Consider the following 12946-nt stretch of genomic DNA (forward strand, 5'->3'; position numbering starts at 1 on the left):
GAGGATTCGTGTCCCAAACCGTTCGCGGCATCGTCGCACGCACCAAAGCGGCGCCGGTCGAACTCGTCGACGTGGTGCTGCCCGATCCGGGACCGCACGATGTGGTGGTGCGGATCCAGGCGTGCGGAGTCTGCCACACCGACCTGCACTACCGCGAGGGCGGCATCAACGACGACTTCCCGTTCCTGCTCGGACACGAGGCCGCAGGCATCGTCGAGACCATCGGCGATCAGGTAACCCATGTCGTCCCAGGCGATTTCGTCATCCTCAACTGGCGCGCGATCTGCGGCGAGTGCCGGGCCTGTAAGCGGGGGCGGCCGTGGTACTGCTTCGACAGCGGCAACGCCAGCCGCAAGATGGCCCTCGCCGACGGCACCGAACTCAGTCCGGCGCTCGGCATCGGCGCGTTCGCCGACAAGACGCTGGTGCACGAAAGGCAGTGCACCAAGGTCGATCCCGCGGCCGACCCGGCCGTCGCCGGACTGCTCGGCTGCGGCGTGATGGCCGGACTCGGCGCGGCGATGAACACCGGCAACGTCTCGCGCGGCGACACCGTCGCCGTGCTCGGCTGCGGCGGTGTCGGCGACGCCGCCGTCGCGGGCGCCCGGCTCGCCGGCGCCCGCACCATCGTCGCCGTCGATCGCGACCCGCGAAAGCTGGTCTGGGCCAAGGAATTCGGCGCCACGCACACGGTGGACGCGAGCACCGAGGACGCCGTCGCCAAGATCAAGGAGTACACCGACGGATTCGGCGCCGACGTGGTGATCGACGCGGTCGGCCGCCCGGAGACCTGGAAGCAGGCCTTCGACGCCCGCGATCTGGCCGGGACCGTGGTGCTGGTCGGCGTGCCGACACCGGAGATGACCATCGAACTGCCGCTGATCGAGGTGTTCTCCCGCGGCGGCGCGCTCAAATCGTCCTGGTACGGCGACTGCCTGCCCGAGCGCGACTTCCCGATGCTGGTAGACCTGTACCGGCAGGGTCGTTTGCCGCTGGAACGCTTTGTCTCCGAACGGATTCCGCTCGACGGTGTAGAGAAGGCGTTCACCGCGATGCGGGCGGGCGACGTGCTGCGCTCGGTGGTGGTGCTGTGATCGAGCGGGTGGTCACCTCGGGTGTCTTCGCGCTCGACGGCGGCACCTGGGAGGTCGACAACAACGTCTGGTTGCTCGGCGACGAGCGCGAGGTGCTCGTCGTCGACGCCGCGCACGACGCCGCCGCCATCGCGGCGGCCGTCGGCGCGCGCCACGTGGTCGCGGTGCTGTGCACGCACGGGCACAACGACCACGTCACCGTGGCGCCGGAGCTCGGCGCCCTGCTCGACGCGCCGGTTCTCCTACACCCCGCCGACGAACCGCTCTGGCGAATGACCCACCCGGACAACGACTATCACTCTCTCGACGGCCGCAACCGGATCACCGTGGCCGGGGCCGATATCGACATCCTGCACACTCCCGGTCACTCCCCCGGCTCGGTCTCGCTGCACCTACCGGAGGCGGCGGCGCTGTTCACCGGCGACACCCTGTTCGCGGGCGGACCTGGTGCCACCGGGCGCTCCTACTCCGATTTCGGCACCATCATCGATTCGATCCGTACTCGTCTGCTCACCCTGCCCGAGGAAACCACCGTGCACACGGGTCACGGGCCGACCACAACAATCGGTGTCGAACGGCCCGCGCTCGCGGACTGGATCGCCCGCGGACACTGATCGGGTTGCGCCGCTTACTGGTTCGTTTCTGGATCGGAGAGGGTTTCGTTGGCGACCCGGACGCCCGGTTACGGATCCACGCCCAGATCGGGGAGGATTACGTTGGCGACCGGGATGCCCGGTTACGGATCGATGCCTAGTTCGGAGAGGATTCCATTCGCGACCAGGACGCCCGGATACGGATCCATGCCCAGTTCAGAGAGGATTCCATCGGCTACCAGGACGCCCGGTTACTATGTCATGCCCAGATCGGAGAGGATTTCGTTGGCGGCTCGGATGCCGGTTTCGGCGCCGCCGTTCATATATCCCTGCGATTCCGGTGACGTGTGTTCGCCCGCGAGGTGGATGTTGCCCTGGCGCATCCCCTCGTATCCGGCGAAACGGTGACAGTACCCGACGGGGTAACAGCTATACGCACCATAGGAATTCGGATTCAGGTGCCAAGCCGATAGGGTCGCCTTGCCATTCCACAGCTCGGCGACTCCTGGCACCACCCGATCGAACTGCGGTAGCACCGTCGCGACGGCGTCGCGCACGGCTGGATCATCGGCGGTCAGAAACGGTTGGGGCGGTTGGAATCTCAGCGCGCCGAGACCCCCGCCGTATTGGATCGCGATACCGTGCGCACCGCGCTGTCCGGCGGTGGCGTCCCAGATCTGGTGGTAGCCGAGGTCGGTGAAGCTCATCCCGGTGGACGAACCGGGCCACGGCCCGCCACCGACCCACGGACGCGCGGTGAACTGCATATTCAGCTTCGTGCAGCTGCCCATCGCCAGCGTGGTCAGCACACCCGTCATCCGCGCGTCGAAACCCGCTGCGCGATAATCGATCCGGTCGTAGACCCCGAGCGGCACCGCCAGGATGGTGTGATCGGCGACCACGGCACCGCCCTCGTCGAAGGTCAAGGTCTGCGTGCCGTCCGCATTGCTGGCGATGGCCGCCAACCGTGAGCCGAACCGGATGGCGCCCTCCGGCAGCGCCGCGGCGATCGCCTCCGGCAATCGCTGGTTGCCGCCGGTGATCTCGAAGCGTTCGTCGGAGGCGCTCCACACCCGCGGATCGCCGGGATCGGCCTGATCGCCCATGAGATACACCAGGTTCAGCGCCGTCTGGCCGACGGTCGGCATCCCGTATTCCACCACGTACGCGTCATCGAGGAATCGCGCGATCCACGAGCCGTAGCCGCCGGGTACCCGGGTCGAGATCCATTCCGCCAGTGAGAGATTGCTCAACGCGACGGATGCCGGATTCGACCGGTCCCAGGTCGGCGCGTCCGGTCCGGCCGCGGCCAGGTCGCGCCGCAGCGCCTCGTACACCGGCCGGAAATCGGCGACGAACCGCTCCTGCGGGATATAGCCGCCATCGAAATACAGCAGATCATGGCTGTCCGGCGGTGCGGTCCGGCGGACATCGGTCAGCGGCAGCCCGAACCGCGCGCACAGCCGCCGGATCGCGGTGTGATCGGAATCGATTGCCTCACCGCCGTATTCGCTGACCTGACCGTCGGCCCAATACTCGCGTTCGGAGAACATCCGCCCGCCGACCCGGTCGCTCGCCTCGTACACCGTCGCGGCGACGCCCGCATCGGCGAGTGTCGACGCCGCGGCCAATCCGGCGATCCCGGCACCCACGATGGCGATTCGCGGTGCGTCCGCGGCCTGCGCGGCGGTCGGCCGCGCCACCGCACCCGCGAGCAGTGCCGCACCACCCAGCACCGCACCGAATTTGAACAGGTCGCGTCTGCCGAACACCCCGGCCCGCCGCGCCTCCCGGAATTCGAGCACCGGCATGCCGATCCGCTCCGCCCGCCCGTAATCGGCAACGGTCCGCCGCACCAGCCGCATCATCTGAGTCCGTGGCACGACCCACCCTTTCACTCCCGGAGCCCTGAAGAATATTCAGTCTAAGAAGCACCCGCCCGAACCGAATTCGCCGAACTGTCGCCTATCCCACCCGCCCCCAACCGATTCGGCGCTTGACAGATCGCCTCGAAATCAGTCGACCGCACCACGGCTCAGCCGATACCGTTCCCCTGTGCCGGATCCGCTTTTCGCTCACCCTCGGCTCGCGGCCGTCTACGACGCCTTCGACGGCCCCCGCCACGACCTGCCCGCGTATCTCGGCATCGCCGACGAGCTGGACGCCCGCCGGGTGGTCGATATCGGCTGCGGCACAGGTTGTCTCGCGATTCTGCTCGCCGATGGCGGCCGCACCGTCACCGGAGTGGAGCCCGCGGCCGCATCGTTGGACATCGCGCGGGCCAAGGACCCGGACAGGCGGATCACCTGGCTCGAAGGCGATGCGACGACGGTGCCCGCCGTCGCCGCCGACCTCGCGCTGATGACCGGAAATGCCGCGCAGTGCATCCTCTCCGACGACGAGTGGATGCTGAGCCTGCGCCGAATTCACGCGGCGCTGCGCCCCGGCGGCCATCTGGTTTTCGAAACCAGACGTCCCGAGCGCCGAGCCTGGGAGGACTGGGCCGCCGATCCCGGGCCGGTCACGGTCGACGTTGCGGGTATCGGGCCCGTGCGGCAGCTGCGCACGGTCACCGATGTGCGGCTCCCGTTCGTTTCCTTCCGCGTCGAATACCGATTCGAATCCGATGGCGCGGTGCTCGTCTCGGATTCGACCATCCGCTTCCGCGACCGGGATGAGATCGATGCGAGCCTGGCCGCCAACGACTTTCGCGTACTCGATGTTCGGGAGGCGCCGGATCGTCCCGGCCGCGAGTTCGTCTTCATCGCCACCCGCGACTGAAACACCTGCCGGGTCATTAAGCTGGGTTGTGCCGGCCCACGATCCGAAAGGTTCCGGGATGTCCGAATATCTCGATGCGTTGCAGGCGGCCGCGGACGGCATTTCCGGGATCGAGGCCGCGGCGGCCGGTTCCGGTTCGGCGCGGCTCACCACGGAGCTCACGGCGGCGCTCACACTGCTCGATGCGGCGCGAACCGCGTTGTCGCAGCGGATTTCGACGCTGCCGGGAACCACCTCGCCCGGCACGGTGACGGCGCTGAACTCGGAGCTGGCCGCGATCGGGAATGCGAGGACCCAGCTCGGGAACGCGCTCGGCGACGTCGGCGCCGAATCGACGGTGGCCACCGTCGCCGGAATCGCCGCGGCGCGGCACAGCCTGGAGGCCGCGCTGCAGGCGGCGCGGGCGCTGGAAACGCAGGCGCCGTAACCGCTTTCGGCCCGGCCACGACGTATTCGAGCCGATGGCTATCCGGCAGCGACCGACCCGGCGAATCTGTGACCTCGATCACACTCACATCCCGGATGGAACCCATCGGGCCGCCGCGCGTCTAAACCCAATGACCGACAACAACATTCGAGACAGGAAATCCGGATGAAACTCCGCATGGCCATTGTCTTCTCCGCCGCGATCGTTGGCTCGGGCCTGATCGCCGCCGGAGCCGCCACCGCAGCCCCCACCGCAACCGGCGCGCAGCCGGGCTACCAGATGGTCGACGCGCCCAACAACGGATGCCTGCCCCCGCCGCTCGGCCCGGACGGCAAGCCGCTCCCGCCGCCGGTCGGCCCCGACGGCAAGCCGCTGCCGCCCCCGTCCGACCTCAACGGCAAGCCGTGCCCGCCGCCGGACGCGCCGAAGTCCTGAGCCAGCCCGGCAGAGCGCGGACGCCCGGGCTCGGGTGTCCGCGTTCTGCCGGAAGCCGCAATCAAGAACCTCATAGCGCCAGGTAAACCGGCCGCCCCGGGTACGGTTCAGCCGATGGGTTCGACGGCCGCCGCCCGCAATGCGGGCAGCAGGTCGTACAGATGCTGGCCGGGGCAGGTCGTCTGGCCCGCGATCGCCGACCAGTCCCGGTGACCGGCGATGGACGGCATCTCGACCGAAAGTCCGGTGGTCGGATTGGTGTAACGGACATCGGCCATCGGATTCAATCCCAAACCGGCGCAAAGCTTTCCGAGCACATCGCGCAGCGCGCCCAGCGACGCCATGGTCGGCTGTGTCGCATCGAAGTTCCCGATCAGGCAGATGCCGATATTGCCCGGGTTCGCATTGTAAACATGGCCCGCCTCAACGACTTCCGCGCCGGGCGCCAATACCGCACCGGGCCGGAAGATCGGCGCGGAGTCGCCGGTATCGCGGCCCGCGTAGACGACACCGTTCGGGTCGATGATCAGGTGGTAGCCGATATCGCCCCATCCGCGCCCACCGTGGGCGGGCGAGGCGTGGAATACGTACACCGCGCGCACGACATCGCGATAATCGGTGGCGCCGGTCCCGTCGAAATCGAAGGTGTGGTGGACGGTGATCAGCTGAGCGGGCGCGAATGCGTGATCCGTCCAGGTCAGCAGCGATTCGTCGGCCGCCCACCCGGTTCGGGTGACGGCGGGGAAACCCCAGGCGAAGGACGTTTCGACAGGATCCCGGAATGGCGGTGCGCCGACCATATCTCCAGCATAGGTCCGGCCGGGCGGCGCGGGTATCGTTCCGCGCGCGAGATTCCGGCGCGATCACCGTTGGCATCGGCCGGCGGGTAGTCGCCGCAGATGCGCGCCGACCCATCCAGTGAGCTTGTCCAGCAAGGCGATTCCGTCGGTGAATGCGCCCGAATCCGGTTCCGCGCCCAAAACTACCGCGGTCCAACCGGATCCGTTGCGCAGCACGGCCATCTGCCGCACCAGGTTGCCCGGCTCGTCGGGACCCCATCCCGCCTTGACGGCCGCGCCGGGCAGCCGGGCCAAACCCCATTGCTGTTCCGGGACAAGCCTTCGCATCAACGCGAGGACGTCCGGCCCGAGCTCGATGCACGGCAGGTGCGCGGTGAACAGCGCCTGCCGGACGGCACTCCATTCGGTTTGACCGAAGGCGGTGTACTCGCGCCGGACCCGGCGCGATCGCACCCGGGTCACGGTGTCGCTACCGTCCCGCAGCACCGCTTCGACCGCCGCCGCCGCGACGGCCGGTGGTCCGAGCATCGACCACAACCGCTCGGCCGCCGCATTGTCGGATCGGGTGATGGCCGGTGTCACATAGGGTTTCGCGGCCGCCGGCGCCGCCCGCAGCGCGGCGACAGCCAGCGGCACCTTGCTGGTGGACCAGGCGACGCCGCCGGACCAGTCGCCGAGCGCGATGCCGTGGCCGCCGCCGACCGGGGCACAGGCGAGCCCGACCGTTCCCGGCAGTTCCACACCGAGGGCGGCGAAACTATCGGACAAGGAACGGAATTCATCCGCAAACATATTTCACAATGCTCCTCCGGCGCGGGGTGCGACGCGGGAAAATGACGATCTGGCCGGTAAGCCGCGTCACCGATGCTCGTGCGAAAAAGAAGGAGGCGGATATGGCAGCCGCCGATTCCACCGAAGGACGGCAGGAGACAGGCCGGATCGATGCCGCGGACCCGGGTCTGGCGCGCGGCGCCATCGGCCTGCGCGAGGTGCTGTTCCAGTCCGTCACCTCGATGGCGCCCGCGGGCGCGGTCGCGCTCTCCATCGCCGTCGGCGCCGGATACGCCGGTGGCGCACTGCCGCTGGCGGTCCTGCTCGCCCTCATCGCCTGCCTGCTGGTGGCCACCTCGATCGGACAGCTCGCCAAACATCTGCCGTCCGCGGGCAGCATCTACACCTACCCCGCCGAGGCCCTGCACCCGGCGATCGGGTTCCTGGTCGGCTGGGGTTACGGGCTGGTCGAGGCGCTGATCGGCCCCACAACGACGGTCCTCGTCGGCTATCTGGTCGGCTCGGTGCTGCACAGCGAATTCGACTGGCCGTTCACCGCCACCTGGATCGTGGTCATGATCGCGGCGGCCCTGCTGATCGCGCTGCTGAACTATCGCGGCGTGCGGATCAGCGCGCAGGTCGGCACCGTGCTCGGCCTGTTCGAAATCCTGGTGTTCCTGGTGCTGGCCTGCTGGCTGGTGGTCAAGGCGGGCACGGTGAACACCGGGAGCGTCTTCACCCTCCACTTCGCGAAAGTCGAAGGCTACCAAGGGTTCTCCGGCGTCGCGGCGGCGTCGATCTATACCATCCTGGCATTCATCGGCTTCGAGGCCGCGGCGCCGCTCGCCGAGGAGGCCCGTAATCCGCGCCGCACCATACCCGTCGCCGTGGTGGCGTCCTGCTGCGCCATCGGCGTGTTCTATGTGTTCACCACCTATGCGGGCGACGTGTACTTCGGGCCGGACCGATACGTGAGCTTCGGCGAGCTCGGCGACGGCAGCCCGTGGGTCGCGCTCGCCCGCGACGTGTGGGGAATCGGTTGGGTGCTGGCGTTTTTGGCGATCCTGAATTCCACCTTCGCCAACGGGAACGCCGGCACCCTCGCGACCACCCGCACCTGGTATGCCATGTCCCGGATCGGGCTGCTGCCCGCCGCGCTGGCGCGCACCCATCCGCGGTGGAATTCGCCGCACGTCGGCGTCATCGTCCAACTGCTGGTAACGCTGGCCGTCGGCCTGCCGATCGGCATCCATTTCGGGCCGAGCGCGGCCTTCGTCCTCCTCGCCACCATGCTGTCCGGCGTGATGATCGCCGTCTACATGGTGTTCAACCTGTCGTGCACCATGTACTACCTGCGCCGTCAGCGTGCCGAATTCAATTGGCTACTGCATCTGGTGATTCCGGTGCTCGGCATCGCGGCGTTCGTCCCGGCCTGGCTCACCGCGATGGGTATCGGCACCTCGGTGCTGAAATTCATTACCCCGCTGACCTATCCGTCGAGCGCGGCGGGCCTGATCATCGGAATCTGGTATGTCATCGGGATTCTCGTACTCGGCTATCTGCGTGTGCGGCATCCCGACCGGCTACCGCAGATGCGGCGGGTGTTCGCCGACGAGTCGTGAGCGCCCGAATCTCGTTACGGTTCAGAGGAACTGCCCGCTGGCCAGGTAGGGCGCGGGGGTCGGCATACCGCGGACGGCGAGGTAGCCCTCCTGACCGAGCTGGAGTCCGGCGGCCAATCCGACATCGACGGCCCATTCGTTGGCGGTGGTGATGCAGTTGACGAGCGTATCGGCCTGCGCCGTGGCGAGCGCTTCCCAGAGCAGGTTCTCCGCGATGCGGGGATCGGCGGCGGCCAGCAGGACCGGACGGCCCCGGCCGTCGATGTACACGTAACCGGGCCGGTCCGGGCGGGATACGACCAGGCGGTGCTGCTTCAGCAGATACTGATGGTCCTCGCCGTGACCCGCGCCGCGCAGTCGCTGATCCAGCCGATCCATCCAGTCGAAATCGTCGGCCGACCCGTCGGACAGACCGGTCACCGCCGCAAGCTGGGCCCGATCGACGGTACCCACCATGCGCATCTGCGGGTGCAACGAGAAACCGGCCAATCGATAGCGGCGCGTCGCCGCGGGATGCACTGTGGAAGAGAACATTCCTTGACGGCCGCCGGCGTGTGCCAGTACCGCGTCGAGCAGCCGCTTGCCGATACCGCGCCCCTGCCGGTCCGGTAGCACACCGTAAGTTGCCAAGTACCACAGGCGATCCCGGTTCTGCGAGATCGCGAACCCGACGATCCGCGCATCCTCGACCGCGACCCAACATCCGTGCGGATCCACCTCGAGGAAATAGCGCATGCGGTCGATCCACCCCTTCGCCGCCTCCGCCGAACGAGGTTGCGGCTCAGGCTCACTCACCCGCCGATCACGCCGATCGCCTTCGAGGAACACCACATCCGAAGTCCGTTCCGCCCCCGCCAGGTCGTCCGCACCCATCGGCCTGACCACAACACAATCCATTCCGCTTACGGTACGAACAATCCGCCCCCGAGGAAACCGATTTTCGCGGGCCGGTCTCCGGCCGTCACCAACCCCGCGATTCCCTTGACAGCCAACTAGTTTCGACATCGTCAATCGAGCAACCGGCGCAGTAGCGCCAGCGATGTCGCCACCTGTTTTCGTTCGGCGGCGGTGAGCCGGTCGGCGATGAGGTCGGCGAGATGTTCGTGGCCGGTTGCGCGGCGCTCGGCGAGCAGGGCGCGGCCGTCATCGGTGAGGGTCAACAGTTTTCGCCGTAGATCGGCGCTGTCGGCGGTGCGGCGCAGCAGGCCGCGGTCGACGAGCGCGGTGACCGTCGCGGCCATCGATTGGTGGCGGAGTTTGTCGGCGCGGGCCAGGTCCGCGATGGTCGCCGGACCGTCGCGGTCGAGGCGTTTCAGGACCGAGACCTGGGACAGTGACAGTTCGCGCTCCGGTGAGACCGCGCGCATCCGCCGGACCAGCGCACCGATCACCGACTGCAATTCTTCCGCGATCTTCTCGCTTGCCACCTCGTTCACGGCTCATTACAGTACAGTAAAACTGCACAGTTTGCCTGTATATTATCGCCGGGCATGAAGGATGGCATCGAATGACCGAGGACCTGGTCACCGCCGAGCTGACGGTCGACGGACGGACGCGCACGTTCAGCGTGCGTCCGCCGTCGGATCGCGGCGCGCCGCTGGTATTGGCGTTGCACGGCAATATGTCCGGTGCGGGCGACCGGCCTTCGGCCGGTGGCGCCGGACCGCTCATGGACCAGTGGCTCGGATTCGGCGCGCTGGCCGCGGAATCGGGTATCGCGGTGGCGTATCCCGATGGCTGGCAACAATGTTGGGCCGATGGGCGCGGGGTCACCGCGGCCGACGAGGCGGGCGTCGACGATATCGCCTTCCTGCGGCGGCTGATCGAACGGTGCGCCGAACGATTCGGCACCGCGCCGGATCGAACGATCGTCGCCGGAATCTCCAACGGCGCGTTCATGTCTCATCGAGTAGCATTGGAACTTGCCGATCAGGTACCGGTTTTCGCCGCGGTGGCGGGCGCGCTTCCGGCCGCGCTGCGCGATATCCGTCCGACCCACGCGGTTTCGGCGATGCTGATCAACGGCACCGCCGATCCGATCCAGCCGATCGAGGGCGGATTTTCCCGGAATCGCGGACCCAACGGTGAATTACGCGGCCGCACACTGAGTTTGGCCGAAAGCGCGGAGCACTGGCGCACGATCGACCGATGCGGCGGCGCCGGCACGACAACGACCACCGCCCTGTCCAGCCGCCACACCGTCGACGGCGGCGTCGGAGGTAGCCGGGTGACCGCGTGGACCGTATTCGGCGGCGGACACAGCTGGCCCGGCGCCCCGGTACCCGCCGAATGGGCGGGCGCCCCAGGCTTCGCCACCACACGGGAATTCGACGCCGCCGCGGAGATCCTCCGGTTCGCCCGTCCGCTGCTCATTCCGGCGCGGGCCCGCAAACTCTGAAATCAACCGACTACCAAGGAGTTCGAATATGTCCGTGCTGGGAAAGCTATTGGCGAACAAGCGCGCGGGCGACGAAGGTTTGGCCTGGAATCGACCGAATCTGGCCGGGGGCAGCACATTTCGGATCACCAGCCCCGACTTCGAGCACGAATCGCACCTGAACGTGATCCACGCCGGAAAACGGCTCGGCGGCCAGGACCGCTCCCCCGCGCTCACCTGGTCGCCGCCGCCCGCGGAAACGGCCCAACTGCTGCTGGCGATCGAGGATCCCGACGCACCGATGAAGACGCCGTTCGTGCACGCCGTCGCACTCCTCGACCCCACGCTCGGCGGCCTCCCGCAGAACGGGCTCGCCGCGGACGATCCGGCGCCGGGCGCGCTGATCCTGCGTTCGGGTTGGGGCCGCGGCTATATGGGCCCGGCGCCGATCAAGGGACACGGCCCGCACCGCTACGTCTTCCAACTCTTCGCCCTCGCCGAGCCGATCACCACCGGGAAATCCCTGGAGTCGGCGAAACCGGCCGAGGTGCTGGCGGCCGGACGCGCACTCGCCCGCGCCCGCATCGACGCCTTCTACGAACGCGGGTGAACTAATCCAGCACGGCCGCAACGGCTTCCACCTCGACAAGTTGGTCGGCGTAGCCGAGGACGGTCACCCCGAGCAGGGTGCTCGGCACGTCGTGGTCGCCGAAGGCGTCGCGCACGACCTCCCATACCGTGACCAGGTCGGCGCGCCGCGACGACGCGACATAGACCCTGGTGCTGATCACATCCTCGATGGTGGCCCCCGCCGCGGCCAGCGCGGTCCGCAGGTTCGCCAGCACCCGCACGGCCTGACCCGCGTAATCACCGACGGCGGCGGTGGACCCGTCGGCCTCCAGCGGGCAGGCCCCGGCCAGGAAGATCAGCCGGGCCTGCGCGGGAGCCGTTGCGGCATAGGCATATTCGGCGACGTCGGACAGTTGGTCGGAGCGAATCAGCGTCACGCTCTTCGGCATTCACACCACGCTACCCGCGCCGGCGCCCGCCGCCGCGAGCCGCCGCGCCAACTCATGACAGCGGCTCGCGAGCGACGGCGGGTCGAGCACTTCGAAATCGTGCCCGAGCAGCAGCATGTGCATCAGGACGAAATCGAGATCGCGCCCGCCGCTGCGCACCTCGCAACGTTCGGGCCCGCGCGAGAGCACGACGGCCGCCGCCGCCGGAATCTGCGCGCGCACCACATCGGCGGACGCGGATACGAGGAAGCGCGCTCGGTGCGGGTAGACCCGGCTCGCCACGCTCTCCTGCACGTAGCCGACCGCGTCGGGTACGTCGCGGGGGTGGAATCGCCAGGTCCGCGCGGATACCGCGGACATCCGGTCGACCCGGAAGGTGCGCCAATCCGCCCGGTCGAGATCGTATGCGAACAGGTACCAGCGCCGGTCGGAGGCGACCAGGCGATACGGCTCGACCCGCCGCAGCCGCACCCCGTCGCCGGACGGATAGTCGAAGCCGGTCTCCACCTCGTCGCGGCAGGCCCGGGCCAGCGTCATCAGCACATCGGGATCGACCGGTATGCGGCCGCCGTCGAAGGATTCCACCGCGACCGACAGCGCGCGCACCTCCTGCCGCAACCGGGTCGGCAGCACCCGGTCGAGTTTGGACAGCGCCCGGAGCGCGGCGTCGCCCGCACCGGCGACCGCGCCACCCGCGCCGGCGAGCAGCGCGACCGCGGTGGCGATCGCCTCCTGATCGTCGAGCAGCAGCGGCGGCAGATCCTGTCCGGGCCCCAGCCGGTAACCGCCGCCGACACCCTGGCTGGCATGGACCGGATACCCGAGCGCGCGCAGCCGCCCGACATCACGGCGCACCGTGCGCTCCGTGACGCCGAGCCGGTCGGCGAGTTCGGGACCGGTCCACACCTGACGCTGCTGCAGCAGCCCGAGCAGGGTGAGCACCCGCTCCGTCGTGCCCCGTTCGTCGACTGCCATATCGTCAACCTTGCCAGAAATAGCGGACCGAACCTGTCCGCTAGGCATGTCA

The 12946-nt window shown here is 68.4% G+C and carries 15 protein-coding genes; 8 read left to right on the plus strand and 7 right to left on the minus strand.

From position 1 onward, the window contains the following. Nucleotides 1–8: 8 nt before the first annotated feature. Together F5544_RS25080 and F5544_RS25085 are read left to right on the plus strand one after the other, a co-directional pair. The gene (locus F5544_RS25080; RefSeq protein ID WP_167475458.1) at nucleotides 9–1094 is read left to right on the plus strand and encodes an S-(hydroxymethyl)mycothiol dehydrogenase; all 1086 of its coding nucleotides are present in this window, start codon (nucleotides 9–11) and stop codon (nucleotides 1092–1094) included. Continuing rightward, on the plus strand, nucleotides 1091–1708 hold the full coding sequence (locus F5544_RS25085; RefSeq protein WP_167475459.1) for an MBL fold metallo-hydrolase: 618 nt from the start codon (nucleotides 1091–1093) through the stop codon (nucleotides 1706–1708). The genes F5544_RS25080 and F5544_RS25085 overlap by 4 nt, the downstream gene beginning before the upstream one ends. A gap of 233 nt (nucleotides 1709–1941) precedes the next feature. Here the strand turns inward: F5544_RS25085 and F5544_RS25090 are convergent, their stop codons facing one another. Next, on the minus strand, nucleotides 1942–3570 hold the full coding sequence (locus F5544_RS25090) for a flavin monoamine oxidase family protein (RefSeq protein WP_275106966.1): 1629 nt from the start codon (nucleotides 3568–3570) through the stop codon (nucleotides 1942–1944). A 172-nt stretch (nucleotides 3571–3742) separates the two neighbouring features. Between F5544_RS25090 and F5544_RS25095 the strand changes: the two genes are divergently transcribed. From F5544_RS25095 to F5544_RS25105, 3 genes are all read left to right on the plus strand, one after another. Further along, nucleotides 3743–4468, plus strand: a complete 726-nt coding sequence (locus tag F5544_RS25095) for a class I SAM-dependent methyltransferase (protein WP_167475460.1) — start codon at nucleotides 3743–3745, stop codon at nucleotides 4466–4468. A 58-nt stretch (nucleotides 4469–4526) separates the two neighbouring features. Beyond that, nucleotides 4527–4895, plus strand: a complete 369-nt coding sequence (locus tag F5544_RS25100) for a hypothetical protein (protein WP_167475461.1) — start codon at nucleotides 4527–4529, stop codon at nucleotides 4893–4895. A gap of 165 nt (nucleotides 4896–5060) precedes the next feature. Beyond that, nucleotides 5061–5330, plus strand: a complete 270-nt coding sequence (locus F5544_RS25105; protein WP_167475462.1) for a hypothetical protein — start codon at nucleotides 5061–5063, stop codon at nucleotides 5328–5330. Nucleotides 5331–5437: 107 nt separating this feature from the next. Here the strand turns inward: F5544_RS25105 and F5544_RS25110 are convergent, their stop codons facing one another. After that, on the minus strand, nucleotides 5438–6130 hold the full coding sequence (locus F5544_RS25110) for a peptidoglycan recognition protein family protein (RefSeq protein ID WP_167475463.1): 693 nt from the start codon (nucleotides 6128–6130) through the stop codon (nucleotides 5438–5440). A gap of 63 nt (nucleotides 6131–6193) precedes the next feature. Further along, nucleotides 6194–6898: a hypothetical protein gene (locus F5544_RS25115; protein ID WP_167475464.1), complete on the minus strand. Its 705-nt coding sequence runs from the start codon at nucleotides 6896–6898 to the stop codon at nucleotides 6194–6196. Between the two features lie 125 nt (nucleotides 6899–7023). Here F5544_RS25115 and F5544_RS25120 point away from each other — a divergent pair, with 125 nt between their 5' ends. Continuing rightward, nucleotides 7024–8523: an APC family permease gene (locus F5544_RS25120; RefSeq protein WP_167475465.1), complete on the plus strand. Its 1500-nt coding sequence runs from the start codon at nucleotides 7024–7026 to the stop codon at nucleotides 8521–8523. A 21-nt stretch (nucleotides 8524–8544) separates the two neighbouring features. On the opposite strand, the gene F5544_RS25125 is transcribed toward F5544_RS25120, so the two are convergent. Continuing rightward, nucleotides 8545–9396 carry a GNAT family N-acetyltransferase gene (locus F5544_RS25125; protein WP_238846647.1) on the minus strand — a complete coding sequence of 284 codons (852 nt, stop codon included), beginning with the start codon at nucleotides 9394–9396 and terminating at the stop codon, nucleotides 8545–8547. 134 nt (nucleotides 9397–9530) lie between these two features. Continuing rightward, nucleotides 9531–9959 (minus strand): MarR family winged helix-turn-helix transcriptional regulator, encoded by a 429-nt coding sequence (locus F5544_RS25130; RefSeq protein ID WP_203217344.1) that lies wholly within the window; start codon nucleotides 9957–9959, stop codon nucleotides 9531–9533. Nucleotides 9960–10030: 71 nt separating this feature from the next. Here F5544_RS25130 and F5544_RS25135 point away from each other — a divergent pair, with 71 nt between their 5' ends. Both F5544_RS25135 and F5544_RS25140 read left to right on the plus strand, forming a co-directional pair. After that, on the plus strand, nucleotides 10031–10921 hold the full coding sequence (locus F5544_RS25135) for an alpha/beta hydrolase family esterase (protein WP_167475467.1): 891 nt from the start codon (nucleotides 10031–10033) through the stop codon (nucleotides 10919–10921). Between the two features lie 28 nt (nucleotides 10922–10949). Then, entirely contained in the window at nucleotides 10950–11510 is a 561-nt protein-coding gene (locus tag F5544_RS25140; protein WP_167475468.1) for a YbhB/YbcL family Raf kinase inhibitor-like protein, read from the plus strand. 1 nt (nucleotide 11511) lies between these two features. Here F5544_RS25140 and F5544_RS25145 read toward each other — a convergent pair whose 3' ends face one another. After that, nucleotides 11512–11919 carry a RidA family protein gene (locus tag F5544_RS25145; protein ID WP_167475469.1) on the minus strand — a complete coding sequence of 136 codons (408 nt, stop codon included), beginning with the start codon at nucleotides 11917–11919 and terminating at the stop codon, nucleotides 11512–11514. Then, nucleotides 11920–12894 carry a helix-turn-helix transcriptional regulator gene (locus F5544_RS25150; RefSeq protein ID WP_167475470.1) on the minus strand — a complete coding sequence of 325 codons (975 nt, stop codon included), beginning with the start codon at nucleotides 12892–12894 and terminating at the stop codon, nucleotides 11920–11922. Nucleotides 12895–12946 lie beyond the last annotated feature (52 nt).

Origin of the sequence: Nocardia arthritidis, assembly GCF_011801145.1 — a bacterium.
Lineage (GTDB): Bacteria > Actinomycetota > Actinomycetes > Mycobacteriales > Mycobacteriaceae > Nocardia > Nocardia arthritidis_A.

Coding starts and splice junctions, on each gene's coding strand:
- F5544_RS25125 (WP_238846647.1), bottom strand. CDS start 9,396: ATGGGTGCGGACGACCTGGCGGGGGCGGAACGGACTTCGGATGTGGTG.
- F5544_RS25110 (WP_167475463.1), bottom strand. CDS start 6,130: ATGGTCGGCGCACCGCCATTCCGGGATCCTGTCGAAACGTCCTTCGCC.
- F5544_RS25150 (WP_167475470.1), bottom strand. CDS start 12,894: ATGGCAGTCGACGAACGGGGCACGACGGAGCGGGTGCTCACCCTGCTC.
- F5544_RS25140 (WP_167475468.1), top strand. CDS start 10,950: ATGTCCGTGCTGGGAAAGCTATTGGCGAACAAGCGCGCGGGCGACGAA.
- F5544_RS25145 (WP_167475469.1), bottom strand. CDS start 11,919: ATGCCGAAGAGCGTGACGCTGATTCGCTCCGACCAACTGTCCGACGTC.
- F5544_RS25100 (WP_167475461.1), top strand. CDS start 4,527: ATGTCCGAATATCTCGATGCGTTGCAGGCGGCCGCGGACGGCATTTCC.
- F5544_RS25105 (WP_167475462.1), top strand. CDS start 5,061: ATGAAACTCCGCATGGCCATTGTCTTCTCCGCCGCGATCGTTGGCTCG.
- F5544_RS25135 (WP_167475467.1), top strand. CDS start 10,031: ATGACCGAGGACCTGGTCACCGCCGAGCTGACGGTCGACGGACGGACG.
- F5544_RS25120 (WP_167475465.1), top strand. CDS start 7,024: ATGGCAGCCGCCGATTCCACCGAAGGACGGCAGGAGACAGGCCGGATC.